At 68.0% G+C, this 24,048-nt stretch carries 30 protein-coding genes; 11 read left to right on the top strand and 19 right to left on the bottom strand.

What is annotated here, in order from left to right:
- Window positions 1-94: 94 nt before the first annotated feature.
- The 3 genes from ASE43_RS19400 (at window position 95) to ASE43_RS19410 (ending at window position 2,931) form a co-directional block, all read left to right on the top strand.
- On the top strand, window positions 95-1,198 hold the full coding sequence (locus ASE43_RS19400; RefSeq protein ID WP_057161615.1) for a PA0069 family radical SAM protein: 1,104 nt from the start codon (window positions 95-97) through the stop codon (window positions 1,196-1,198).
- 166 nt (window positions 1,199-1,364) lie between these two features.
- A complete protein-coding gene (locus ASE43_RS19405) occupies window positions 1,365-2,504 on the top strand; it encodes an ATP-binding protein (RefSeq protein WP_056177406.1) in 1,140 nt (379 codons plus the stop codon).
- On the top strand, window positions 2,497-2,931 hold the full coding sequence (locus ASE43_RS19410) for a response regulator (protein ID WP_056177404.1): 435 nt from the start codon (window positions 2,497-2,499) through the stop codon (window positions 2,929-2,931). Before ASE43_RS19405 ends, ASE43_RS19410 begins: the two co-directional genes overlap by 8 nt.
- Window positions 2,932-2,944: 13 nt before the next feature.
- Here the strand turns inward: ASE43_RS19410 and ASE43_RS19415 are convergent, their stop codons facing one another.
- From ASE43_RS19415 to ASE43_RS19485, 15 genes are all read right to left on the bottom strand, one after another.
- A complete protein-coding gene (locus ASE43_RS19415) occupies window positions 2,945-3,601 on the bottom strand; it encodes a hypothetical protein (RefSeq protein ID WP_157500117.1) in 657 nt (218 codons plus the stop codon).
- A 566-nt stretch (window positions 3,602-4,167) separates the two neighbouring features.
- Window positions 4,168-4,623 carry a GNAT family N-acetyltransferase gene (locus ASE43_RS19420; RefSeq protein ID WP_057161617.1) on the bottom strand — a complete coding sequence of 152 codons (456 nt, stop codon included), beginning with the start codon at window positions 4,621-4,623 and terminating at the stop codon, window positions 4,168-4,170.
- A 71-nt stretch (window positions 4,624-4,694) separates the two neighbouring features.
- Window positions 4,695-5,090 carry a hypothetical protein gene (locus ASE43_RS19425; RefSeq protein WP_057161618.1) on the bottom strand — a complete coding sequence of 132 codons (396 nt, stop codon included), beginning with the start codon at window positions 5,088-5,090 and terminating at the stop codon, window positions 4,695-4,697.
- A complete protein-coding gene (locus tag ASE43_RS19430) occupies window positions 5,087-5,512 on the bottom strand; it encodes a PaaI family thioesterase (RefSeq protein ID WP_057161619.1) in 426 nt (141 codons plus the stop codon). The genes ASE43_RS19425 and ASE43_RS19430 overlap by 4 nt, the downstream gene beginning before the upstream one ends.
- 13 nt (window positions 5,513-5,525) lie before the next feature.
- The gene (locus tag ASE43_RS19435) at window positions 5,526-5,876 is read right to left on the bottom strand and encodes a hypothetical protein (RefSeq protein WP_157500119.1); all 351 of its coding nucleotides are present in this window, start codon (window positions 5,874-5,876) and stop codon (window positions 5,526-5,528) included.
- 121 nt (window positions 5,877-5,997) lie between these two features.
- Window positions 5,998-6,861 carry a hypothetical protein gene (locus ASE43_RS19440; protein WP_057161621.1) on the bottom strand — a complete coding sequence of 288 codons (864 nt, stop codon included), beginning with the start codon at window positions 6,859-6,861 and terminating at the stop codon, window positions 5,998-6,000.
- 57 nt (window positions 6,862-6,918) lie between these two features.
- Complete coding sequence (locus tag ASE43_RS19445; RefSeq protein ID WP_057161622.1) at window positions 6,919-7,608, bottom strand: VIT family protein; 690 nt, start codon at window positions 7,606-7,608, stop codon at window positions 6,919-6,921.
- Window positions 7,609-7,940: 332 nt separating this feature from the next.
- Window positions 7,941-8,213, bottom strand: coding sequence for a hypothetical protein (locus tag ASE43_RS19450; RefSeq protein WP_057161623.1), 273 nt, complete (start codon window positions 8,211-8,213; stop codon window positions 7,941-7,943).
- Window positions 8,214-8,226: 13 nt separating this feature from the next.
- Window positions 8,227-8,466, bottom strand: coding sequence for a hypothetical protein (locus tag ASE43_RS19455; RefSeq protein ID WP_057161624.1), 240 nt, complete (start codon window positions 8,464-8,466; stop codon window positions 8,227-8,229).
- A gap of 104 nt (window positions 8,467-8,570) precedes the next feature.
- Entirely contained in the window at window positions 8,571-8,825 is a 255-nt protein-coding gene (locus ASE43_RS19460) for a DUF2164 domain-containing protein (RefSeq protein ID WP_056177384.1), read from the bottom strand.
- Window positions 8,826-8,903: 78 nt separating this feature from the next.
- A complete protein-coding gene (locus tag ASE43_RS19465; RefSeq protein WP_057161625.1) occupies window positions 8,904-9,374 on the bottom strand; it encodes a hypothetical protein in 471 nt (156 codons plus the stop codon).
- Entirely contained in the window at window positions 9,361-10,086 is a 726-nt protein-coding gene (locus ASE43_RS19470; protein WP_082607392.1) for a 2OG-Fe(II) oxygenase, read from the bottom strand. The genes ASE43_RS19465 and ASE43_RS19470 overlap by 14 nt, the downstream gene beginning before the upstream one ends.
- Before the next feature lie 542 nt (window positions 10,087-10,628).
- Window positions 10,629-12,020: a sigma-54 dependent transcriptional regulator gene (locus ASE43_RS19475; protein ID WP_200956289.1), complete on the bottom strand. Its 1,392-nt coding sequence runs from the start codon at window positions 12,018-12,020 to the stop codon at window positions 10,629-10,631.
- A 272-nt stretch (window positions 12,021-12,292) separates the two neighbouring features.
- Window positions 12,293-13,327 carry a class 1 fructose-bisphosphatase gene (locus tag ASE43_RS19480; RefSeq protein WP_056177380.1) on the bottom strand — a complete coding sequence of 345 codons (1,035 nt, stop codon included), beginning with the start codon at window positions 13,325-13,327 and terminating at the stop codon, window positions 12,293-12,295.
- A 122-nt stretch (window positions 13,328-13,449) separates the two neighbouring features.
- Window positions 13,450-13,965 (bottom strand): hypothetical protein, encoded by a 516-nt coding sequence (locus ASE43_RS19485; protein WP_056177377.1) that lies wholly within the window; start codon window positions 13,963-13,965, stop codon window positions 13,450-13,452.
- Window positions 13,966-14,117: 152 nt separating this feature from the next.
- Here ASE43_RS19485 and ASE43_RS19490 point away from each other — a divergent pair, with 152 nt between their 5' ends.
- The 3 genes from ASE43_RS19490 to dinB all read left to right on the top strand — a co-directional run bounded on the left by ASE43_RS19490 (window position 14,118) and on the right by dinB (window position 16,491).
- On the top strand, window positions 14,118-14,558 hold the full coding sequence (locus ASE43_RS19490) for a hypothetical protein (RefSeq protein ID WP_056177375.1): 441 nt from the start codon (window positions 14,118-14,120) through the stop codon (window positions 14,556-14,558).
- 29 nt (window positions 14,559-14,587) lie between these two features.
- On the top strand, window positions 14,588-15,058 hold the full coding sequence (locus ASE43_RS19495; protein ID WP_056177373.1) for a hypothetical protein: 471 nt from the start codon (window positions 14,588-14,590) through the stop codon (window positions 15,056-15,058).
- A gap of 347 nt (window positions 15,059-15,405) precedes the next feature.
- Window positions 15,406-16,491 carry a DNA polymerase IV gene (dinB, locus tag ASE43_RS19500; RefSeq protein WP_082607394.1) on the top strand — a complete coding sequence of 362 codons (1,086 nt, stop codon included), beginning with the start codon at window positions 15,406-15,408 and terminating at the stop codon, window positions 16,489-16,491.
- Here the strand turns inward: dinB and ASE43_RS22005 are convergent.
- From ASE43_RS22005 to ASE43_RS19515, 4 genes are all read right to left on the bottom strand, one after another.
- A complete protein-coding gene (locus ASE43_RS22005; RefSeq protein WP_157500121.1) occupies window positions 16,452-16,838 on the bottom strand; it encodes a hypothetical protein in 387 nt (128 codons plus the stop codon). The genes dinB and ASE43_RS22005 overlap by 40 nt on opposite strands.
- Entirely contained in the window at window positions 16,835-17,863 is a 1,029-nt protein-coding gene (locus ASE43_RS19505; RefSeq protein WP_057161627.1) for an MBL fold metallo-hydrolase, read from the bottom strand. Before ASE43_RS19505 ends, ASE43_RS22005 begins: the two co-directional genes overlap by 4 nt.
- A gap of 112 nt (window positions 17,864-17,975) precedes the next feature.
- On the bottom strand, window positions 17,976-18,524 hold the full coding sequence (locus ASE43_RS19510; protein ID WP_057161628.1) for a GNAT family N-acetyltransferase: 549 nt from the start codon (window positions 18,522-18,524) through the stop codon (window positions 17,976-17,978).
- Window positions 18,521-18,871, bottom strand: a complete 351-nt coding sequence (locus ASE43_RS19515) for a hypothetical protein (RefSeq protein ID WP_157500123.1) — start codon at window positions 18,869-18,871, stop codon at window positions 18,521-18,523. Before ASE43_RS19515 ends, ASE43_RS19510 begins: the two co-directional genes overlap by 4 nt.
- A gap of 190 nt (window positions 18,872-19,061) precedes the next feature.
- Between ASE43_RS19515 and ASE43_RS19520 the strand changes: the two genes are divergently transcribed.
- The 5 genes from ASE43_RS19520 (at window position 19,062) to ASE43_RS19540 (ending at window position 24,033) form a co-directional block, all read left to right on the top strand.
- Window positions 19,062-19,727 (top strand): response regulator transcription factor, encoded by a 666-nt coding sequence (locus ASE43_RS19520; RefSeq protein WP_057161630.1) that lies wholly within the window; start codon window positions 19,062-19,064, stop codon window positions 19,725-19,727.
- Entirely contained in the window at window positions 19,724-21,103 is a 1,380-nt protein-coding gene (locus tag ASE43_RS19525; RefSeq protein ID WP_057161631.1) for an ATP-binding protein, read from the top strand. Before ASE43_RS19520 ends, ASE43_RS19525 begins: the two co-directional genes overlap by 4 nt.
- A 226-nt stretch (window positions 21,104-21,329) precedes the next feature.
- Entirely contained in the window at window positions 21,330-21,803 is a 474-nt protein-coding gene (locus tag ASE43_RS19530) for a hypothetical protein (RefSeq protein ID WP_057161673.1), read from the top strand.
- A gap of 67 nt (window positions 21,804-21,870) precedes the next feature.
- Window positions 21,871-23,232 carry an NIPSNAP family protein gene (locus tag ASE43_RS22395; RefSeq protein ID WP_057161632.1) on the top strand — a complete coding sequence of 454 codons (1,362 nt, stop codon included), beginning with the start codon at window positions 21,871-21,873 and terminating at the stop codon, window positions 23,230-23,232.
- A gap of 102 nt (window positions 23,233-23,334) precedes the next feature.
- Complete coding sequence (locus ASE43_RS19540; RefSeq protein ID WP_056177359.1) at window positions 23,335-24,033, top strand: YafY family protein; 699 nt, start codon at window positions 23,335-23,337, stop codon at window positions 24,031-24,033.
- Window positions 24,034-24,048: the final 15 nt, after the last annotated feature.

Consider the following 24,048-nt stretch of genomic DNA (forward strand, 5'->3'; position numbering starts at 1 on the left):
AACGGTCCGTCGCCCCCTCATAGCCAACAACAGCCTAGCGCCCCGGCTCCAACCCGTCGCAACAACTGCGACACCCCCGGCCTAGCCTGCCCCCATGCACGACACCCGCCGCTCCCAGCTCTCGATCCAAGCCGCCGCGATCAAAGGCCGCGGCGCGGCGTCCTACGTGCCCGGGCGTTACGCGGTCACCACCGCCCAAGGCGAGGACGACGGCTGGGGCTCGCTGCACGACCCGGCCGACGAGGGCTCGCGCCCGGACACCCAGGTCACCGAGGAACGCGCGCGCAGCGTCGTCAACCGCAACGAATCGCCCGACATCGCCTTCGGCCAATCGATCAACCCGTATCGAGGCTGCGAGCACGGCTGCGTGTACTGCTTCGCGCGGCCCTCGCACGCCTACCTCGACCTGTCGCCCGGGCTGGACTTCGAAACCAAGCTCTACGCCAAGACCAACGCCGCCGAGCGCCTGCGCGCCGAGCTCGCGCGGCCCTCGTACCGCTGCGCGCCGATCGCGCTGGGCATCAACACCGATTCCTACCAGCCGATCGAGCGCCGCTACAAGATCACCCGCTCGCTGATCGAGGTGCTCAGCGAATGCGCGCATCCCTTCAGCCTGATCACCAAGAACGCCGGCGTGGTCCGCGACCTCGACCTGATCGCGCCGATGGCGCGGCGCGGGCTGGTCACCGTGTACTTCTCGGTCACCACCCTGGACAACCACCTGTCGGCGAAGATGGAGCCGCGCGCCTCGGCCCCGCATGCGCGCCTGCGCGCGATGCGCGAGCTGGCCGACGCCGGCGTGCCGGTCGGGGTGATGGCCGCGCCGATGATCCCGATGATCAACGACGCCGAGCTCGAGCACATCCTGGCCGCCGCCTTCGAGGCCGGCGCGCGCGCGGCCGGCTACGTGATCCTGCGCCTGCCGCACGAGCTCAAGACGATCTGGCGCGAGTGGCTGGGCCTGCACTATCCCGACCGCGCCGAGCACGTGATGAGCCTGGTCCAGCAGATGAGCGGCGGCAAGGACTACGACAGCGCCTACGGCACCCGCATGCGCGGCACCGGCCCCTTCGCCCAGCTGATCGAGCAGCGCTTCGCCAAGGCTTGGCGTCGTATCGGTTACGGCCGTTTGCCCGGCCTGGACACCGGTCAATTCGTGCCGCCGCGCCCGGATTCGCCCCAGGGCGAGCTGTTCTGAGCCGCCGGCGGCAGCGTCCGCGTCGGTCGGCGTCGGCGGCGCCGCTGCGGTTCCGGCGCGCGCTCCGGCAGTCGCTCGCGGTTCAGCCCCACGGCCCCCCTGCACCGCACCGTCACGGCGGCAGCCGGTACACTTCACCGCCAGAGGAGCCCCGAGTCCGTAACGAATGACCGAAGCCGCCGCTCACGAAACGGGCGAGGACCGTTTCCGCATGGCGATGCAGGCCTCCGGCATCGGCATGGCCATCGTCGATCTGCACGGGCGCTGGGTCGAGGTCAATCCGGTGTTCGAGCGCCTGCTGGGTTACGCCGCCGCCGATATGGTCGGCCGCAGCGCCGCCGAGTTCACCCACCCCGACGATGTCGCCCTGTCGCGCGGCTTCCTTGAGGGGCTCAACGACGGCGGCATTCCGGCACTGGATGTGCGCAAGCGTTATCTGCGCCGCGACGGCACGGCGGTCTGGACGCACGCCAACGTGGCCCTGGTGCGCGGCGCCGACGGCGCACCGCGTTGTTTGCTAGTGCAAATCCGCGACATCGGCGACCAGCTCGCGGCCGAAGCCCAGGCCCGCACCGATGCCGACGAATTCGCCAACGCATTGGATGCGTCCCACCGCCATCTGCAGCTGTTCGCCGACGCGGTCGCCCACGACCTGCGCGCGCCGCTGCGTTCGATCGAAAGCTTTTCCGGCCTGCTCGCCGATCGCGCCGCCGAGCGCCTGGACGAGACCGACCGCGATTACCTGGACCGCATCCGCGCCGCCTCCGCACGCATGACCGCGCTGCTGGCCGCGCTCAACGACCTCTCGCACGTCACCCGCACCTCGATGCGGCAGGCGCGCGTGGACCTGAGCCTGCTCGCCGACTGGGTCGGCGCCGAGCTGCTGGACGCCGATCCGCACCGCCGCGCCGACATCCGGGTACAACCCGGCCTGTTCGTCGAAGGCGACGAGCGCCTGCTCAAACTGATGCTGACCCAGCTGATGGGCAACGCCTGGAAGTTCTCGCGCGAGCGCGATCCGATCCGCATCGAAATATCCGGCGAGCGCGATAACGGCCGCCTACGCATCGCGATCCGCGACTACGGCGCCGGTTTCGACATGCGTTACGCCCACAAACTGTTCGAACCCTTCCAGCGCCTGCACGGCCCGGATCAGGGCGGCGGCCACGGTCTCGGACTGGCGATCGCCAAGCGCATCGCCGACCGTCACCGCGGCCAGCTGCGCGCCCAATCCGAGCCCGATGTGGGCAGCACTTTCACCGTCGAATTGCCCGCCGCCGCGGGCGAGGTAGCCGCGCATGCATAAGGTCATCCTGTTGGTCGAAGACAACCCCGACGACGTCGAGCTGACCCGGCTCGCGTTCGAGGAGGCCAAGGTCGCCAACAAACTGGTGGTGGTCGGCGACGGCGCCGAGGCCCTGGACTACCTGTTCGCGCGCGGCCGCTACGCCGACCGCGACCCGGCCGACCTGCCCTCGATCGTGCTGCTGGACCTCAACCTGCCCAAGGTCGACGGTCGCGAAGTGCTGCAGGCGATCCGCGCCAACGAAGCCACCCGCACCCTGCCGGTGGTGGTGCTGACCACCAGCACCGAACCCTTCGACGTCGAAGCCAGCTACGCCCTGGGCGTGAACAGTTACATCCAGAAGCCGGTGGATTTCGAGCAGTTCGTGTGGGCGGTGAAGCAGGTGGGCTTGTACTGGCTGGTGTTGAATCATCCGCGTACGCCTTGACCTGGCACCCGCATCACGGCCGGTTCCAGACCGGCGCATCGCGAACATAAGCGGTCCAAACATCGGCTCCCATCTCCTGCGTCAAGCGCGCCACGATGGCCGTGGCGTCCTGCATGGCCTCGGTCATCTTCCGTAGGAACATGCCGCGTGGGACGGACACCAGGAGACCCGTGTCATCGCTGTCGGGGTCGCGCTGGTGTATCAACAGCCGATCGTCGGTGCCTTTGACGTCCAGCCTCCAGCCCTGATCCTCGTCCCAGTACAGATCTCCCACGGCATCCGTCGCGATGGCGTCGGAAAAGCGGCGCATCTCCGACAGGGAGTCGTACCACGGGAAAGAAATGCTCAGCTTCTCCGCGGCGTTCGACAACCAAAGCCGCATCCAGAAATAGTGCCGAACATGATTGAAGTCCTTCGCATGACGTCGGGCGGCAGAGACGATTTGCCAGTAGTAGTCGGCCAGCTCCTTCTCGTGGCCCCGCGCCTCGGTCGTACGAACAATCGAGGCAAACTCCTGACGTAGCATCGGCGGTATCAGCTTCTCCACGAGCTTTCGTTCGGAAAGGTCCGCGTGTCGATCGGGGCCGTAGTAGAAGTCATCGCGGATCAAGAAGCAGATCTCAGGTTCAAGCGAGTCGAGAACCATTGCGTTCAAATTACGAGATTCCATCCGGTTGTACCCAAGGCTTAAATGAAGCAGTTCTGCGAACGAGACCGCTGCGGTCTGGCAAGACGTCAGCCTTCGACGGGGCGCGACGAGTTTTAACCACGAAAGTCTCGCTGCCGGATTCGGCCTGGACTCGCTCCTAAAGCGTGAGACAGACCAGCGCCGTTGTCTGCCGATACGGGGGCAAGGCTTAGTTGCACATCGCGGAACCTAACGAACCACCCTCGGTCCGCCATGCATTTGAGCAGAGCTGCTCTGGCCACAGGAACGGCAGGACGACTTGGGGCGGTACCGGCCAGTTGCGCTACGCAGGCCTTGATATCGTTGCGTGCCGCGATCGCCCCGTTCCTGCATTCGTCTTGAGTAGGAAATGATTCGGCCTTGCCCCAGCACATGACTGCGATCTCATCACGAGGATTCACCAATAGCTGATGTGCGACGGCCCTGTAACGAGCGGCCGTTGTGCAGCCAGGAGCAATAAGCAGGACAACAAGAAGTAAGCTTAGGCGCATGCGATCTGGCCCTCCAACAAAATGGCTACGCGATTCCGCGCCACGTGGATTGAGCGCTCAGCCGCCATGTACGTACTCCATAGGCACGTACACCAAGCCATTCTTCGATTGCGGACCGTCCTTGGCGACGAAACCAAAACGCTGATAGACGGGAATGGCAGGCAGAGACGAGTTGACCATGAACTTGTCGCTGCCGGATTCGGACTTGGCGCGCTCCCAAAGCGAGCGGGCGATGCCTCGCCCATGAGCGTCCTCACGAACGAACAGATGGTAGAGATGGAAACCCTCGCGCAGGGCGATCACGCCCAGAATTCCGTCGGCGCCTTCCGCGATGTAGTAGCGGTAACTGGCCGCCGCGATGCGCTCGGCGGTGGCGGCCGGCGTAAGCGTCGCCAGAAAAACGGCGGCTTCCGGCGGCGGCGGATCTTCCAGGTAATGGTGGGCCCAGCCCGTGATCAACCCGCTGATCTCGTCGGAATCGCCTACGTTGGCTGGGCGGATTTGGAAGCTCATGGCAGACATTGAACGGTTGGGCTGAGCGGATCCGCGGAGGATTCCGCGTGAATGGGGCGCAGGGTCGGATTTCAATACTCGGCGACCGAGGATTCCTGGCGCGGATCGCCGAGCAGGAAGACATCGCCATTCGTCGCGGCGATGCTACCGGTGCCCAGGCTGCGTATCTCCCATTGCCAGGTGTCGTAGCGGGTTTTGAACGTGCCGCGCGCGGAGCAGGGGCCGTACAGAAAGAAGTCGTGCTGCTGGCGTCCTGAAATAACCACGGCCTTGTTGAAGAAGGCACGAGCGCGCGCCCGGGTCATCACGAACGTCTCGCAACCTTCGCCCTTCGGACCGATGCGGTTCTCCTCCACGACGATCTCGGTGATGGGCCCGACGGGCGTCGACGAGGCGCCGAGCGGAAGCACCAGCAGAGGCAGCAAGCATGCGGCAGCCATGCGGGTGAAACGCAGCTGTCTGCTCATCGGGCGTGTCCTGCGACGTTGATTATGGTGGCCTGCATCACCGCGACGGTCTCGCTGCGCGAACCCAGCTCGCCGACCACTTCGCCCTGACACACCGTCAGGGTCTTGCCCGCCTTCGTCACCTTGCCGATCGCCAGGAACCGGTCGGCCAGGGCGGGACGCACGAAGTTGATCTTGAACTCGACGGTAAGCACATCGAGCCCGGCGGGCGCGACGGTCAGCGCCGCGTAGCCGCAAGCGCTGTCGAGCACGCTGGTCAATGCGCCGGCATGGATATAGCCGTGTTGCTGGGACAGTTCCGGGCGTGGCAGCAGCGCGATCTGCACCTCGCCCGCGTTCACTACGACCAACCGCGCACCCAAGGTAGCCATCAATCCCTGGGCGGAGAAGCTGGCGGCTATGTGTTCACGAAGCTCGGACACAAACAGGGTCTCCTTACCAGGCGACACTCGAAGCCAGGTCGCCTTTGGGTGCGGCGATGTACACGCTATATGCGGCATAGGTGAACATGGCAGCGATGATCGAGGAAAGCAGAAGCATGACCCGGAATCTAGCGGGATGCTCCTCGCGATTGAATCTCGCCCGCCAGGACCGATCCAACGCGTATCCGGTAACGGCCTGAGTCAACATGGGGATGAAGCCAGCTGCAGCGACAAGCGCCGCGGACCATTCCCGGCTCAGTCCCAGGAAGCCGCCAAGGATGGCGCCGGTGAAGAAAAGCGCTACAAACAGGAAAAAGGCCCACAGGAATGACTTGCCTTGCAAATTGGGATTTGGACCAGACATGGCGGCCTAACGAATTGAATATGTCGCCCCGCACAGGGCGGTCGAGATCGCGCGTTCGATACCGAATGGAGACGAGTCAGGACGGAGCTTTCTTCTGCGTCTCGATGCGGACTTAACTCCCTTACATTTCGATGTTCGGTAACCGTGCGAGCCAGGCAGCGACCTTGGGGCGCATCTCATGCTCCGAATACAGCATATCGCCCCCTCCGGGTCGGTACTGAGCCAGCTCATTCGCGAGCTCCTGAATCGCATGATCCGCAGAGAACTCGGTTGCGATAAGTCCCTCTATCTCCTGGGCCAATCCTAGTGACGGGAATGTTTGGCGGAGGAACTCTTCCAACAGCGATCTGAGCCTTTCTCGCCGTTGGTCCGACGACGGGTCCACGGAAGTCGAATTCTTCGCTGGAGACTCAGGCCGCGTCGTAGTCCGTGCGCCCATGGCGTTCTTTCGAACATCGCCAGACGCGCCCACCCTCTTGAGCCGCGCGCGAACGATACGCAGATGCAGGATCGGATAGACATTGAACGCGATCTGCACCGCCGCGAACAAGGCCGCTTCCGCCAGGTGGCCGCGCGCCCCGACGTAGACGATGTACGGAGTGAACAGCAACGCCGCCCAGAAGTGGGTGGCCTCTGCGGACTCGGCTTTCGCCTGCACCGCCGCCAGGCTGCGCTTACCGCCCAGCCGGTACACGGAGGCGTTCAAGTACCGAAGCGGTGTATTTCGCAGCAGGCTGCCGAAGCGGTGCACGCCCAGTCGCCGATACAGCGGCGCCGTGGCCGACGCCGGATCGACATCGCGCAGGGCCGCGGGCATGCGCAGCGCGAACAAGGGTTCGGCGACTTTCGCCAAGCCCATGAAATAGAACATCAGCAACAGGCCCAGCCAGGGCGAGTCGAAACCGATGACGTCGGCCAACAGAAAGAAGGAGACCGCGAAGAAGACCACAACGAGTACCAACTTAGCCATGTCGCGCCGAAGCATTCAAGCCGACTCCTTGCCGATGGATCTATGCCGGACGCGTGCCGTAGCGGCGCGGGCTCATGCCGAGACGCCGAACAGCGCACCCACGCCAGCGGTCAAACCCATGGCCAGCATGCCCCAGAAGGAAACGCGCAGTACAGAGGCGAGCACCGGTGCGCCGCCGGTACGCGCGGCGAGCAGGCCAAGAAAGGCGAGGAAGAACAGCGAGCTGCCGGCAAGGCCCCACATCAGCCAGGCCGTGGGAAGGATCAGCACGGTCAACAAGGGCAGGGCCGCGCCCGCGGCGAAGGTGCCGGCGGAAGCGAAGGCCGCCTGGACCGGTTTGGCCGCCAAGGTATCGGATATGCCCAGCTCGTCTCGACCATGCGCGCCCAATGCATCGTGGGCCATCAGTTGGGTGGCGACGCGGGAGGCCAAAGAGCGGTCCAGTCCGCGTTTGACGTAGATCGACACCAGCTCCTCGAGCTCCTGCTCGGGATTGTCGTCCAGCTCCTTGCGCTCGCGCGCCAGATCCGCGCGCTCGGTGTCGGCTTGCGAGCTCACCGACACGTACTCGCCGGCGGCCATGGACATGGCGCCGGCGACCAGGCCGGCGACGCCCGCGACCAAGATGGCGCGGGTATCGGCGCCGGCGGCCGCGACGCCCAGCACCAGGCTGGCCGTGGACACGATGCCGTCGTTGGCGCCGAGCACGGCGGCGCGTAGCCAGCCGGTTCGCTGCGTTCGATGTCGTTCGCTATGTCTCATGCGGCCTCACCGGGCGATGGAAGGTGGGTTGCGACGCGTATGCGAGCGGGCGCGAGCCGATAAATTCGTACGGTTCTGGCGAACCTCGGCCCGCGCCTGCAGCAAGCGCCATGCGGCCAGCCGACTCTACGCGCGCCCGGAGCTTCTTGCTCGCGATCCGCGATGGCCAGACGCGATCGGTATCCACGCAGACCCGGCCGCAAGGCTTGGCAAGACCCAACCGCCGAACTGTTGCGGCCTGCCCGCGAGACCCGACGTTGCCCCATCGTCGTTGGCTGCGGCCATGCCCAGTCGAACCGAACGACCCGGCCGCTTCCATCAGAACGCGCGCGCTACGGCTCCGGCGGCGCCACCAAGGCATGCAGTATCAGCTTGACCACCAAGGCCGCGCGCGACAGCAGCAACAGGGCCCCGGTTACCAGCGTCGATGTGGCCGCGGAATCTCCCGAGGTCATATGGCTGTCCCAATACGACCCGGCCAAACCGAACAGCAGAAAGACAGCGCCCAGGCCCAGGAACGCGCAGCTGCTCAGGATCGAAAGCCAAACGGGCAGACGAAAGAACAGCGATCCCCAGGCGGCGATAACGAGCAGGACATAGACCACGCCGGCGCTCCTGTCACGGTTCCAGGATCTGGACGAGATCGCCGTGCCGCAGCGCCTCATCGACCAGTCGCCGGAACGCCACCGCGGCGATCGCGGGATCGACCAGGTGATCTATGAAGTAGTAGCCATCCGCTTCAAGCTCGTAGCCGTAGATCGCCCCCGCGGCGTCGGCCGCCGCTGGCAATCTGCCTGCCACCGCGGAGCGGTCGTAGCGCGGGGGTACCTCGAACCGGATCTTGTATTCGATGCCCATGCAATCCCTCGCTGGTCGCACTTGCTTGTCCACGGACCCTCCTGGCGTGCGGCTAGGGCGCTGGCCGCATCGGCGTACCTGCCCATCGGCCCGCGCGTGCACGCTTACCTTCTGAAATCCGTGCGCTGCTCGAGCTGATAGATCGCGTCCTGCACATCCTCGAGCTTGGCGTTCAACACCGCCTGCGCGTCGTACAGGCCACGGTTGTAGTAGTACGCGCCCAACTCCTTGGAAAAGAAGTCGAGCAGGAACTCGGCGTCGAACTGGCCAATCTGCTGATTGAGTTCCTCGGAGAAGTAGCCCTGGATCTTGCGGACGACGATCGCCTTCTCTTCCTTACTGAACGTGATATCGGACATGGGGTTTGTACGCCCTGGAACTCGATCTATGCGAAAACTTGCAGCGACGATGCTTCGCACTCCTGGCCGGCGGAAACGTCACGGCTGGCATGCCACTGCGATGGATTTTATCTTCTCGCCTTCGGCGGCGATTTCTAGCCAACAGTCGAAATCGGTAGCGTAGTACTCGTAGAACTGTCCCGTCTCCCGGTTCGCCACGATGGGCGCCCCGTACAGGGATCGCATCTTGTCCAGCCTATCGCCGGGGCACAGGCGCATCGGTGTGCAGCCCTTGCGGTGGTCGCTATACAAGCCAGCGACCACGCCATCGCTAAAGGACACCTGCAGGTTCGGGTAGTGGTAGTCGAGATCGATGAAGTCCGTCTGCGGTTGTTGACGCAACGGCTTGCCGAGCGTCTTCGTTACCTCGCTGGTGGTCGCGCCCACCGCAATGCCGCCCAGCGAGATTTCGCTGCCGGCGACTTCGCCCTCGAACGCGAACGCGGAAGCAGGCGCCAGGAGCAGGCAGAGCCAAAGCATCCGAATCCCGCGCACCTCAGGCACCTCCATACAAGCGTTCCGCCCGCTGAAACAGAATCCAGCTCGTCGCGATGTACTTGTCTCCACCCTTGGGCCGATTGCCGCGATGGGTGTGGGTAAAGGCGGCCGGCGCGATCAGCAGGTCGCCGGTGCGTGGGGCGATCTTGCGTTGCTGGTACAGGAACTCGGTCTCGCCCTGCTCGAAGCCGTCGTTGAGGTAGATCGTCCACAGCAGGTGGCGATGCAGGGTCTCGGCATTGGCGTCGCGCGGGAACAACTCGCAATGCCAATACGGATAGCCGCCGCGATCGGCGGTGTAGCGCTGCAGGTTGATCGCGCCCGGGCGCAGCACCGCCTGCACCACCGGGGCCAAGGTGGCGTCGTCCATCGCGGTCAGGCGTTCGCTGGTGAGACGGTGGCGGCCCTGGCCGTCGGCGCCCGGCACTTCCAGCATCAGCGGCGCGATCAGGGTGTGGGGGTAGCGGCGCAGGTAATGCAGCAGGCCGGCGAACACGGCGTTGTTCAATGCGGCTTCGGCGTCGCGCCATTCCTCGCGGCCGGAGATGGTCAGGTCGCGACTGTCCTTGAGCTCGGGCATCACGCCGCCGCCGACCCGGCCCGGCGCGACGGCGCCGCTGGCGTTGAAACGCTGCAGCAGGGCGGCGCAGGCGGCGCGGTCCAGCACCTGCGGGTAGACCTCGATGAAGTCGTGGATGGCGTCCTGCAGCGGGGCCTCGGTCATGCGGCGTCTCTACGCAATGCGGCGGGAAAGCGGCCATCCTCGCACGCTCAATCGGCGTTGCAAAAACGCAACCTCGCCTGCTCAGGCAGGTGTGCGCGGCGTGAGGACGCCAGGCCTCGCTGTTCCCTGGTGAAAACCCCCAGACGGCGCCGGCGCAACGCCATTTCAAGTTGCAGCGACGAAACATTTATGCGGTCCGATGCCGGCACCCGCCGCCCGCCGCGCGGAAAAATATCGTCGAATCAATCGCTTGAGCGATTGGCACGAAGCTCGCTTGGGTAGATATCGTCCCCCCTGCGCCGTCCGCGCGTCGGGACCGTCCCCCGACGGAGTCCGCCATGCCCGCTACCCCCTCCCCCCGCAGCCTCATCCGGCGCCGTCCGCAGCGGACCGCGACTGCGATGTTGGCATCCGCGCTGGCCTGGTAAGACGTTCCCCCGAGGGCGCAGCAGACGCCCGCGCCGGAGAAGAGTGGCGCGGGCGTCGAAGACCCGAACACGATCGTCGCGCGCATCGCGGCCGCGCGTCGCCGCTCGCGGCATCTAAGCCGCACTAAACGTGTCCGGCGCCCCCGTATCGTCGCCCGTGCGCAAGCCGTGCCGCTGCATCAAGCGATACAGCGTGACCCGCGACACCGCGAGCTCGCGCGCGGCATCGATCAGGCGGCCGCGGTTGCGCTGCAGCGCGCGTTCGATCGCGTCCTTGGTGGCGGCGTCGCGGATCTCGTCCAAGGTCGGCGGCGGCGTGAAGCCGGCGCTGTCGATATGCAGATCCGCGGCGGTGATCAGCCGCCCCTCGGCCATCACCACGGCCTGGCGCACGCGGTTGATCAGCTCGCGCACGTTGCCCGGCCAAGGGTGGCTGTGCAGGGCGTGGCGCGCGCAGGGCGAGAAACCCTTGAGCGTGCGCTGGCTTTCCTGCGAATAGCGTTGCAGCGCTTGCTCGGCCAGGCGGTCGATATCGACACCGCGGTCGCGCAGCGGCGGCTGCTGTAGGCGCAGCACGCACAGGCGGTGGAACAGATCGGCGCGGAAGCGGCCGTCGACGACCGCCGCTTCCAGGTCGTGGTGGGTGGCCGAGATGATGCGCACATCGATCGGGATCTGCTCGTGGCCGCCCAGGCGTTCGATGCAGCCCTGCTGCAGAAAGCGCAGCAGCGAGGCTTGGCTTTCCAGCGGCAGGTCGCCGATCTCGTCCAGGAACAAGGTGCCGCCGTTGGCCATTTCGATCCGGCCCAGCTTGCGCTGCTGCGCGCCCGTGAATGCGCCGCGCTCGTAGCCGAACAACTCCGACTGCACCAGGCTGTGCGGGATCGCGCCGCAGTTGATCGCCACGAACGGATGCGCGTGCCGGCGCGAATGCCGGTGCACCGCGTTGGCGGCCAGTTCCTTGCCGGTGCCGGTCTCGCCGGCGATGAACACCGGCGCCTCGGTCAGCGCGGCCTTGCGCAATGTGCGGCAGAGCACGCGCATCGCCGCGCTCTCGCCGATCATGCCGTCGAAGCCGGCCTCGCTGGTGGTCTCGCCGTGTTCGCAGGCCAGGGTGGCCATGCCGTGAGCATGACCGATGATGGTGTTCAGCACGGCCTCGGGGCAGGGCAGGGTGACGTAGTCGTAGCAGTAGTCGCGGATAAGCCGGCGCACCGGCTCCTGGTCCAACTGCGAGGCCTCGATGCCGGCGACCCAGCCGACGTTGTTGGCCGACAGGGCGGCGCCGAACTCGGCCAGGTCGTGATGGCTGAAGCCCTCGCGCAGGTCCAGCAGGGCCGCGTGCGGCTGGCGGGCATCGCGTTGCAGGATGCGCAGCACGCTGCGTGAATCCGGGGCGCGGCGCAGGTTCCAGCCCAACTGCTGCAGCCGCCCCAGCGAAAGCACCCGGCCGGCGCTGCCGCGGGTGACGTAGATCAGTTCGCGTGCCTGTGGAATTCGAGGCAATGGCTCGCGCGGGGCCGCTTCCGTGTCTGCCGAATCGTGCTTACCCGCGCCTCGAGCCTGGGGCCCGCGCGGCACACCGTTGGCCATCGTGCTCTCCCCGCCCATAACGCGTTCCGCGCCGCTGTCCGTGGGCAAGAGTATTCAACGCCGTGGGTGGCCAAGAGCGGTCACCGCGATGACGGGCATCGCGGTGAAGGGGACCACGCAGGGGAATGCACGAATCGCGCCATTGCCGATTCATCTGCGGCTGGCGCGCGCCGACGCGCGGCCGGTCAGGCCTGGGCGTCGTGCTCGGCGTGGTAGCGCACGGCGGCTTCGACCTCGTGCTTGCTGCCCAGGAACACCGGCACGCGCATGTGCAGGCCGGTGGGCTGCACTTCCAGCATGCGCTGGCGGCCGGTGCTGGCCGCGCCGCCGGCCTGCTCGACCAGGAAGCTCATCGGGTTGGCCTCGTACATCAGGCGCAGCTTGCCGCCCTGGGCGGCGCACTTGGCGTCCAGCGGATAGCTGAAGATGCCGCCGCGGGTCAGGATGCGGTGCACGTCGGCGACCATGGACGCGACCCAGCGCATGTTGAAGTCCTTGCCGCGCGGGCCTTCCTTGCCGGCCAGCAGATCGCCCACGTAGGCCTGCATCGGCGCCTGCCAGTAGCGCTGATTGGACATGTTGACCGCGAATTCCTTGGTCTCTTCCGGAATCTTCATGTCGCGCGTGGTCAACACGAAGCTGCCGACCTCGCGGTCCAGGGTGAAGGCGTGGGTGCCGTTGCCGATGGTCAGCACCAGCATCGTGCTGGGGCCGTAGGTGGTGTAGCCGGCGCAGACCTGCTCGGTGCCCGGCTGCAGGAAGTGCTGGTCCTGGGCCTGGGTTACGCCGTCCGGGCAGCGCAGCACCGAGAAGATCGTGCCCACCGAGATGTTGACGTCGATGTTGCTGGAGCCGTCCAGGGGATCGAACAGCAACAGGTAGTTGCCGCGCGGGTAGACGTCCGGGATCGGATGCGAGGTGTCCATCTCCTCCGAGGCCAGGCCGGCCAGGTGGCCGCCCCAGGCATTGGCTTCCAGCAGGATCTCGTTGCTGAGCACGTCCAGCTTCTTCTGCGCCTCGCCCTGGATGTTGCCGGTGCCGGCATCGCCCAGCACGCCGCCCAGCGCGCCCTTGCCGACCGCGATCGAGATCGTCTTGCAGGCACGCGCCACCACCTCGATCAACAGGCGCAGATCCGGGCTGATCCGGCCGGCGCGCTGCTCCTCGATCAGGTAGCGGGTAAGGGAGACGGCGGTGCTGGCGCTGGGGGCCTGGGTCATGGCGGGGCTGGGAGGCGGTGGCGAGGCCGCTATTGTCGCCGATGGGCCCGGCCAGGACACCCGTGAGCCGGAATTACGTCTGGACCCTGAGCCGATGCGGTGGCTGTGGCCCGCGGCGCGGATCACCTACACCGCAAATGCCGCTCGCTCACCCCGAACGACTGCGCGACCGAGCGCAGGTCGCCGCCGGCCGCCATCGCGGCGCGGATCGCGATGCGGCGCAGGGCGATGAACACGCCCCAGGCCGAAGGCACTTCGACGGTGCCGGCTTCGCTGGTGTGCGCGAGCAGGCGCGCGTGGGTGGTGGCGCTGAGCTCGACGCCGAGACGGTCGGCGAAGCCGCTGCGGTCGCGCGGCACGTAGACGCGACGGCCGCCCAGCGCGCGCACGAAGCGCAGCATGGCGTCGAAGCCGTCGTGGCCGGCGATCTCGGCCGCGACCCAGGGCAGCGAGGCCAGCACGGCGACGCGGTGTTCGTCGCAGAAATCGCATAAGGCGTCGAAGGCCGGGGTGCCGGGGCAGGGCAGGCCCAGGAACAGCGCCGCCGGCGCGCGCACGGTGGCCGAAACGGCGGCGGAAGCAGCGGCGGGCGGCCGCGACGCGGGCTCGTTGGGGTGCGACGACGCGAGTATGTCCATACCGATCACAACGCGGCGCCGCCGCGGCCGTGAAACGGCAACGCATGTGGCCGAAAGCCTGTGAAGCGTCCGGGCTGCGCGCGGCTTCCGCATGTCGCCGCGTCGGCGAGGGGCCTACAAGGTGCACTCCCTTCCTCGTACTGGAGTCCGTCATGCCCTACACGATCAACGCCGGCGCCGCGCCCTTGGCCATCGCCGAATGCGAATGGGCGGCCGCCGCCAACGTCGCGCCCACCGCCGGCGGCGACACCCAGCCGACCATCCAGTTCACCGCCTTCACCTCCTGCATCGGCATCGCCGCGCGCAACGCCGCCGGCACCCAGGTGATCGGCATCCATCTGTCGATCTACGACGGCGCCAACAACCAGTTCTCGGCCGCCGACGTGCCCACCGTGGTCGGCATCCTGCAGGGTCAGAACTACAACCCGAACGAACTGTTCATCATCGGCGAGACCGCGGTGTGGCAGGCCTCGGTGCTGGCCGCCTACAACGCCCTGATCGCCGCGCTGCCCAACGCGCAGATCTATTCGCTGGCCGACGGCACCTACGGCGCCGGCATCAGCGCCGGTGGCGCGCTGGAACCGACCTACTGACCTCCACGCAACGCCACCGGAGTATCGACATGCGCATGCGCAACAAAGCCGCGGCCCTGGCCGCGCTGCTGTCCGCCACCGTTCTGACCGCTCACGCCGTGGAGCCCTGCGCCAACCTGGTCACCGTGCAGATGAGCGCGATTCCGGAGATGAACGCCGACAGCGGCGGTCACCTGGCCGCGCACGTTCCCGGGGTGCGACCGCCGCCTGGTTTCAGCCAGTACGGCCGCACCTTGTTCTGGGATGCGCAGGCCTGGCGCGAGGCGTTCGACCGCCTGTCGCGCCAGCCCAATCCGCTGTACTGCCCCGAGCCCGCGGCCAACGGCAGCGAGGCCGCGCGCACCCTGCAGTGGCAGTACTTCGCGCGCCAGTGCACCGCCGCCGACGGCAACGGCATGTGCACGGCCGGCCACGACATCCAGGTCAACGCGGTGCAGATCGTGATGCGGCGGATCAACAACCGCTGGGTGGTGTACACGGCCTACCCGACGCCGAACTGAGCGTCAGTGGGGGACGGCGCGGCGGTGCGTGGGGCGCCGCCGCGCCGGGCTTGTGGCGTGGCCGAGTGGCGTCGTCGCCGTTGCGCTGCTTCCTTCGGGGGCGCGTGTTCGGCGCTGCGTTTCGGCGTGGCGCAGACGCCGACGATGGGAGCGAGGTGCCACGGGGGCTTCCTGCAACCGTAGGCCGCGACGGTAGTTGCGAAACGCATCGCGGCTGCGTCGATCGACGATCGCGGCTTATGCCGCTCCCACAGAGCGCGGTCGTGGCAGGAATGCGATGACGCAAGACAGGGGCCGCGTCAGCTCGGGCGCGCTACCATGCCGCCTTCGCATCGTCCCCGCTTACCGTGTCCGCCCCCAACCGTAAAGTCCTGCACGTCGACATGGACGCGTTCTACGCGTCGGTCGAACAGCGCGACGATCCCTCGCTGCGTGGGGTGCCGGTGGTGGTGGCCTGGCGCGGCGCGCGCTCGGTGGTGTGCGCGGCCAGCTATGAGGCGCGCAAGTTCGGCGTGCGCTCGGCGATGCCGGCGGTGCGTGCCGAGCGCCTGTGCCCGCACGCGATCTTCGTGCCGCCGGATTTCGTGCGCTACAAGGCGGTCTCGCGCCAGGTGCGCGAGATCTTCGCCCGCCACACCGACCTGATCGAGCCGCTGTCGCTGGACGAGGCCTATCTGGACGTCACCGCGACCAAGACCGGGCTGCCTTCGGCCACCGCCACCGCCGAGGCGATCCGCGCCGCGATCCGCGAAGAGACCCAGCTGACCGCGTCGGCGGGCGTGGCGCCGAACAAATTCCTGGCCAAGATCGCGTCCGACTGGCGCAAGCCCGACGGCCTGTTCGTGATCCGACCGCACCAGGTCGAGGCCTTTCTGGAGCCGCTGCCGGTGGGCCGGCTGCCCGGCGTGGGCAAGGTGATGGAGGCCAAGCTGGCCGAGCTGGGCGTAAGCGTGGTCGCCGACCTGCGCGCGCTGGGCGCGCTGGCGCTGGAGCAGCGCTTCGGGCGTTGGGGTCGGCGTCTGCACGAGCTGTCGCTGGGTATCGATGAGCGCGCGGTGGAGCCGGAGCGGCCGACCCTGCAGATCTCGGCCGAGGACACCTTCGCCGAGGATCTACGCCTGGACGCGCTGGAACCGCATATTCGCCGCCTGGCCAGCAAGACCTGGGCCGGCTACCAGCGCGAGCCCGGACGGCTCGCGCGCACGGTGGTGCTGAAGCTCAAGACCGCCGACTTCCGCACCCTCACCCGCAGCCTCACCCAACCGACGCCGCCGGCCAGCGAACAGGAGCTGGCCGACATCGCCTGCGCCTTGCGCGCGCGCGTCGAGCATCCGGCCGACACCTTGTATCGCCTGGTCGGCGTGGGCTTGTCGGGTTTCGTCGACGAGGACGGTTACGTCGCCCAGTCGGATTTGTTCGCGATCGGCGAGTAAGCCGGCGCGCGTTTGAGTAGGCGGCAGCCGGCCAGGAAATTGCGCTGCGATTCCGAGCCTGCGCGCACGATGCGGTGCGCCTTCGGCTTACCGCATCCTACGACCAGCGACGTAACCGTAGGATGCGGTGACAACCGCATCATCGCGACATCGGGTTGCGGCGCAATCGGGCCGGCGCGCGCGATGCGGTGCGCCTGCGGCTTACCGCATCCTATGACCGTCGATGTAACCGTGGGATACGGTGACAACCGCATCATCGCGACATCGGGTTGTGGCGCGATCGGGCCGGCGCGCGTGATGCGGTGCGCCTGCGGTTTACCGCATCCTACGGCTTCGCTTTGGATCAACGCCCCGTACGCCACCACGCCGAGGTCGCCGGCGGCGCGTGCAGGTTCACCGGCGTGCCCATCACCGGGGTCAGGGTTTCCACGCCGGCGTCGCGCGCCAGCGCGGTGATGCGCTCCATCGGATCGGTCCAGGCGTGCATGGCCAGATCGAAGGTGCCGTTGTGGATGGGCAGCAGGCGCCGACCGCGCAGGTCCAGATGCGCCTGCAAGGTTTGCTCGGGCAGCATGTGCACGCCCGCCCACTGCGCGTTGTAGGCGCCGCATTCCAACAGGGTCAGGTCGAAGGGGCCGTACTTCTCGCCGATCGCCTTGAAGCCGTCGAAATAGCCGGTGTCGCCGCTGAAGTACAGGTTCAGACGCGAGCTGCGAATCACCCACGAGGTCCACAGGGTGGGGTTGTCGGCGAACATCGCGCGCCCGGAGAAATGCTGCGAGGGCGTGGCGACGAAGCGCACGCCGTCGATGGTGGCGGACTGCCACCAATCCAGCTGCTGCACCTTGGCCGCGTCCACGCCCCATTCGATCAGCAGATCGCCCACGCCCAGCGGCGCCAGGAAGTGCTCGGTCTTGGCCGCCAGCTCCAGCACCGCCGCCTTGTCGAGGTGGTCGTAGTGATCGTGCGACAGGATCACGCCCTTGATCTGCGGCAGTTGCGCGATCGTCATCGGCGGCGCATGGAAGCGCTTGGGGCCGGCCCACTGCACCGGCGAGGCGCGCTCGGAGAACACCGGGTCGGTCAGCCAGAACGCGCCGTCCAGCTTCAGCAGCACAGTGGAGTGGCCGAAGCGCACCAGGCTGCCGTCGGGCGCGGCCAACAACTGTTCGCGCGTGAGCGCGGCCACCGGCGGCGCGGTCTTGGGCACGGTGTCGGCGGGCTTGTCGAAGGCGAAGCGCCAGAGCATGGCCGGCATTTCGCGCCAGCCCACGGTCTTGGGCGCGATCGGGTTGCGGAAGCCACCGTCGCGGAACTGCGGTGAGTCCGGGTAGGCGGTGGTGCGGCAAGCGCTGAGGGAGAGCGTGGTCATGACAGTGGCGACTACCAAAAGGAAGAGGAGCGCGCGACGCGCGCGGCGCCTGCGCGGGGGACGCGCTGGGGCGAGGGGGACTGGCAGGGCGGCGCGCGGCGCGGACATGGGCTTAGCCGGCGTCGCCGGCGGGGCTTACCGGCAGCACGTAACGCAGCGCTTCCATGTGGGTGGCGCGGCGCGGCAGGTCCAACGCGCGCGCGGCCTCGCTCCAGGCCGGCGCCTGCCATTGCAGGTTGAGGCAGCCGAAGCGCGCGGCGGCGTCCAGCGCCTGCTCGAACAGCAGGGCTTCGATCTCGCGTTCGCGCCAGGCCGCACGCACGTACAGGCCTTCCAGGCACAGGTGATAGGCGCGTTCCAGCAACGAGAAGCCGACCGTGGCGCTGGCGTAGGCGACCGCTTCGCCGTCGACGTAGGCGATCCAGGCCCAAGCCCGCAGCGGCGGTTCGAACAGCGCCTCGCGCAGCTCCAGCAGGCTGTCGCGGGCGTGGCCGTAGGGCAGGCGCTCGAACACCGTCAGCTCGGCGTGTTCGGTGCACAGGCGCAATAGCGCGGGCAGGTCGTCGGGGCGCACGGCGCGTGCGTGCGGGCCCGCCGGCGCGACGGCGGCCGGCCGTTGCGCGATGCGCACCACGCTCATCAGGGGCGAGACCAGGCTCATACCTCGGCCCCCAGGTTGACGGACTGGGCGGGCGCGTCCGCGCAACGGTGGGCGTCGCGGCTGGCGCGGATCGCCTGCAGGCGCTGCTCGGCCTCCGACTGCGCCGAACGCGCCGAGGCGTAGCGCACGCCGACCGCGATCGGCAGCACCGCCTTCCAGGCGTTGCTGCGCGCGTGCTGGGCGGCGTCGCGGCTGCGTTCGCTCAGGGCCTGCTCCTGGGTCAGGGCCTCGCAGTCCAGGCCGGCGATCGCGGCCAGCGGGGTCTGGCTGCGCGGGATGGAGGCGCAGCCTGCGAGCAGCGCCGGGGTTACGATCAGGGACAAAACGGGACGTGACGATGCGGGCATGGCGATCTCCGTTCGATACGACCCGTGGGGTGGGTCGGCGAGGAGGATGCTGCGCGCGCGCTTTTAAGAAGTTTTTAAGTGGCGTAAAGATCGGCTGAACGCGCGGCGCCGCGCTTTAAGAACTTCTTAATCGCCGTCGCGCACGATACGTCCGTTAGCTGTAGCCCATTCACCGCCACCGGTTGCCGTCATGAATATCCTGCTGGTCGAAGACGACGTCATGCTCGGCGAGGCCGTGCGCGACGGGTTGCGCCAGAACGGCTTCAGCGTCGATTGGGTCGGCGATGCGGCCCTGGCCAAGACCGCGCTGATCGATCATTCCTACGCCGCGGTGCTGCTGGATCTGGGCCTGCCCGGCAGTTCCGGCCTGAGCGTGCTGTCGGTGCTGCGCGGCCGCTACGACGCCACCCCAGTGCTGATCCTGACCGCGCGCGACAAGCTCAGCGACCGCATCGTCGGCCTGGACGCGGGCGCCGACGACTACATCGTCAAACCGTTCCAGCCCGACGAGTTGTACGCGCGCCTGCGCGCGGTGATGCGACGCAGCCAGGGCCGGGTGTCGCCGGTGCTCAGCTACGCCAACCTGGTGCTGGACCCGGCGCGGCGCGAAGTCACCCGCGACGGCGAGCCGGTGCCCTTGAGCGCGCACGAGTTCCGTACCCTGATGCTGCTGATGGAGCGTCAGGGCCGCGTGGTCACGCGCGAGCAGTTGGAGGAAGCCGTGTACGGCAGCTCCGGCACCATCGAGAGCAACACCATCGCGGTCTACGTGCACCAACTGCGGCGCAAGCTCGGCGAGCAGGTGATCGCGACCGTGCACGGCTACGGCTACCGCATCGGCGGTGCGCCGGCATGAGGACGCGTTCGCTGCGCTGGCGCCTGACCTGGGTGCTGCTGAAGGCGGTGATGGTGGCCTGGCTGGTCTGGATGGGCTGCCAGGTCTGGCAGCAGCGCATGGAGCGCACCGGCCTGTGGGACGCCTCGCTGCGCGACATCGCCGCGCAGGTTCTGGGCTCGATGCCCGATGGCCTGAAGGCCCTGCCGGCGCGCGCGCGTCCGCCCAAGCCCAACGGCGCGCGCGATTGGAAGATGAGCTTCCAGGTCTGGGTCGACGGCCGCAACGTGGTCTATTCGCCGGCCGCACCTTTGGAACCGCTGAAGCCGGACTTCCGCGACGGCTTCGCCACCCGGATGATCGATGGCGAGCGCTGGCGCGTGTACAGCCTCACCGAGCCGCAGCGCGGCATCACCGTCCAGGTCGGCCGCTCCAAGTACCAGATCGTCAACGAGATGCGCGGCTGGATCGCCTGGAGCGTGCTGGCGGCGGCACTGATCTTCGTGCTGTTCGGCATCGCCGTGTGGGGTGTGATCGGGCGCTCGCTGCGCCCGCTGACGGCGCTGCGGCGTACTTTGCTGGAACGCAAGCCGCTGGACCTCACGCCGCTGCACGCGCCGGGCTTGCCCAGCGAATTCCGCCCGCTGGTGGACGCCTTCAACGGCCAGCTCGAACGCGTCGACAACGCGGTCCAGCACGAGCGCCGCTTCATCGCCGACGCCGCCCACGAACTGCGCACGCCGCTGGCGGTGCTGACCGCGCACGCCGACCTGGCCCTGCGCGCGGACACCATCGAGGAGAAGAACGCCGCCCTGCAGCGCCTGAGCGCGGGCGTGCGGCGCAGCGCGCGCTTGTCCGAGCAGCTGTTGGATCTGGCCCGCCTGGACGCCGGCGCCGGCCCGCCGCCGCTGCTGCCGGTGTCGCTGTCGGAACTGGTGGTGCTGGTGGTGCGCGATTTCGAGACCCTGGCGCGCGACCGCCGCCAGCGCGTCAGCCTGCAGTCCGAGCCCTGCACCATCCTGGGCGACGTCGACCAGCTCGGCATCCTGCTGCGCAACCTGATCGATAACGCGGTGCGTTACGCCGGCATGGACGGCCAGGTCGCGGTGTCGTGCCTGCACGCGGTGCGCGACGGCGTGCGCGGCGTGGAGCTGCGCGTGTCCGACAACGGCCCCGGTGTGCCGCAGGCCGATCGCGGCCGCATCTTCGACCGCTTCTTCCGCGTACCCGGCCAGTCCGAGCCCGGGCGCGCCGACGGCGGCAGCGGTATCGGCCTGTCGCTGGTGGCGCGCATCGCCCAGATCCATGACGCGCGCATCGAGCCCTGCGACGGCATCGAGGGTCGCGGCTTCTGCATCGCGGTGTTCTTCCCGCGCGCGCCCGACCCGGCCGGATGAGCCGGCTCGCGCGAAATCGCAAGCCAGGCTACTGACAGCAGGCTGGCAGTAGCCCGGGCGCAGTCTGTGCCGGTGCGATCGGCACGGGCGGGGCGCGAGCATGGACCGGCAACGACGACGAATCCTGCGATGGGGCGTGGCCGCCCCGGCGGCGGCGATGGCCGCCACGCTGCCCGCGACGGTGTTCGCGCACGCCGCCTCCACTCCAGCGACAGGAAGCTCCGCCATGCCCGAACGCGACGGCCGCCACGATTTCGACTTCTATCACGGCCGCTGGCAGGTCAAGAACCGCCGCCTCAAGGAGCGCCTGGCCGGCAGCGACGAGTGGATCGAGTTCGATGCCATCGACGAATGCAAACCGGTGCTCGGCGGCCTGGGCAGCATGGACCGCTACACCACCGATTGGGGCGGCGGCATCGTCGGCATGGCGCTGCGCCTGTACCGGCCGCAAACGCGGCAGTGGTTCGTGTACTGGGCCAGCGACCGCGACGGCGTGCTCGAACCGCCGCTGATCGGCGGCTTCCGCGACGGCGTGGGCGTGTTCGAAGGCCAGGAGGCGCACCAGGGCCGAATGCTGCCCACGCGCGCGGTCTGGTCGCAGATCACCGAACGCAGCTTGCGCTGGGAACAGGCGCTGTCGCCCGACGGCGGCAAGACCTGGGAAACCAACTGGGTCATGCACATGACCCGGCTGGCTTGAGCGACGACGCAGTCCCTACGCACGATTCCGTGAACCCCAGGCGCGCACCGCGCGCAGCGAGACAGTCATGAACGACAGCACGCCAGCCAACGACGGCCGCCACGATTTCGACTTCTTCCACGGCCGCTGGACCATCCGCAACGAACGCCTGCGCGCACGCCTGGTCGGCTCCACCGACTGGGAAGTGTTCGAGGCCACCCAGGGCTGCGAGCCCATCCTGGGCGGGCTGGGCAACGTCGACGACTTCGTCACCGATTGGGGCCGCCCCGGTCGCGGCGAGAAGTTTCTCGGCATGACCTTGCGCCTGTTCAATCCGGAAACCCGGCAGTGGAGCCTGTACTGGGCCGGCAACCACGACGGTGTGCTCGAGCCGCCGGTGGTGGGCGCGTTCAAGGACGGCGTGGGTACGTTCGTCGGCGCGGCCGAGCACGAAGGCCGGCCGGTGCTGGCGAAATTCACCTGGGACCAGATCAGCGCCAACGCGGCGCACTGGCACCAGGCCTTTTCCACCGACGGCGGCGAGACCTGGGAAACCAACTGGCATATGTGGATGCGCCGCATCGACGAGCACGGCCGCCTGGTCCACGACGACGCGGTGATCGAACTGCGCCAGTACCAGATGCAGCCGGGCCGCCGCGACGAGTTGGTCGAGCTGTTCGAACGCGAATTCGTCGAGACCCAGGAAGCCGTCGGCATCCACGTGATCGGCCAGTTCCGCGACCTCGACGAACCCGACCGCTACGTCTGGGTGCGCGGGTTTCCCGGCATGCGCGAGCGCGCCGCCGCATTGAACTCGTTCTATTTCGGCCCGGTCTGGCAGCGCCATCGCGATGCCGCCAACGCGACCTTGCTGGACAACGACAACGTGCTGCTGCTCAAGCCCGCACGCGCGGGTTCGGGCTTCAAGCCGGCCGCGTCGGCGCGCGCGCCGGTGGGCGCCGATACGCTGCCGCCATCGGTCTATGTGGCCGGCATCTGCAGCTTGAACGCGCCGGCCGAGGACGGTTTCGACGACCTGTTCGAGTCCGCGTTCGCGCCGCTGTTGCGCGGCTCCGGCGCCGAACTGGTCGCGACCTACGTCACCGATGCCTCCGAGAACACCTTCCCGCGCCTGCCGGTGCGCGAGGGCGAGCGGGTGTTCGTGTGGTTCGCACGCTATGCCGACGAGGACCATTGGGCGCAGGCCACGCGCAGCCTGAATCTGGATCCGCGCTGGCGCGAGGTGTTGGTGGACGCGATGTTGGGCGATCTGGCCGCGGCGCCGGTGCTGCTGCGGCTGGGCCCGTCGGCGCGTTCGGAACTGGCCGATGCCGATGGCCCGCAACAGGCCGCGGCGGCCGCGGTGGCCCGCGCGATGGCCATGGCCGGCGCGGTGGGCGGGCCCAAGCACGACCGCGATTCGGACGCGGAGCTGGCGGTCGCGTCCTAGGACCGTGGCGATGCGCGCACCCGGCCCGACCAAGGCCCTGCCCCTCATGACCCGCCGCCGCGCGCGTGTTGAGCCCGAACGCGTGGCGCGGGATCATGCGGCATGCGCCGTGCCGACCGACTGTTCCTGCTGATCCATGCCCTGCGCGGACGCCGCCAAGCGATCACCGCCCAGCAATTGGCCAAGACGCTGGCGGTATCGCTGCGCACGGTCTACCGCGACGTCGCCGACCTGCAGCGTTCGGGCGTGCCGATCGAGGGCGAGGCCGGCGTCGGTTACGTGCTGCGCAAGGGCTCGGACATCCCGCCGCTGATGTTCAGTCCCGACGAGCTCGAAGCCCTGGTGGTCGGCACGCGCTTCGTGCGCGCGTTCGCGGGCGAGCGCCTGGGCGAAAGCGCGACCGCGGCCTTGCTGAAGATCGAGGCGGTGCTGCCGCCCGAGCTCAAGGACCGCAGCCGGCGCACCCGCATCTTCGCGCCCCAGCTCGACAATCGGATCGAGGCCAGCGGCCTGATCGATGCCCTCCACGGGGCCATCTCCGATCTGCGCGTGCTGCGCCTGCTGTACCGCGACAACGAGGCGCGCGCCAGCCAGCGCGAGGTCGAGCCGCTGTGCCTGTCGTTCTGGGGCGGCAGCTGGACGCTGGGCGCGTGGTGCCGCCTGCGCGGCGACTTCCGCAATTTCCGCCCCGATCGCATCGTCGAGTACGCGCCCACCGGCGAAACCTTTGGCGACAGCCGCGAACGCGGCCTCGACGCCTACCTGCGCTCGGTCGGCGCCAATCCCGCCGACGCCCGCTGACGCCGCCGCGGCTAG

This window comes from Lysobacter sp. Root983 (assembly GCF_001429345.1).
GTDB lineage: Bacteria > Pseudomonadota > Gammaproteobacteria > Xanthomonadales > Xanthomonadaceae > Lysobacter.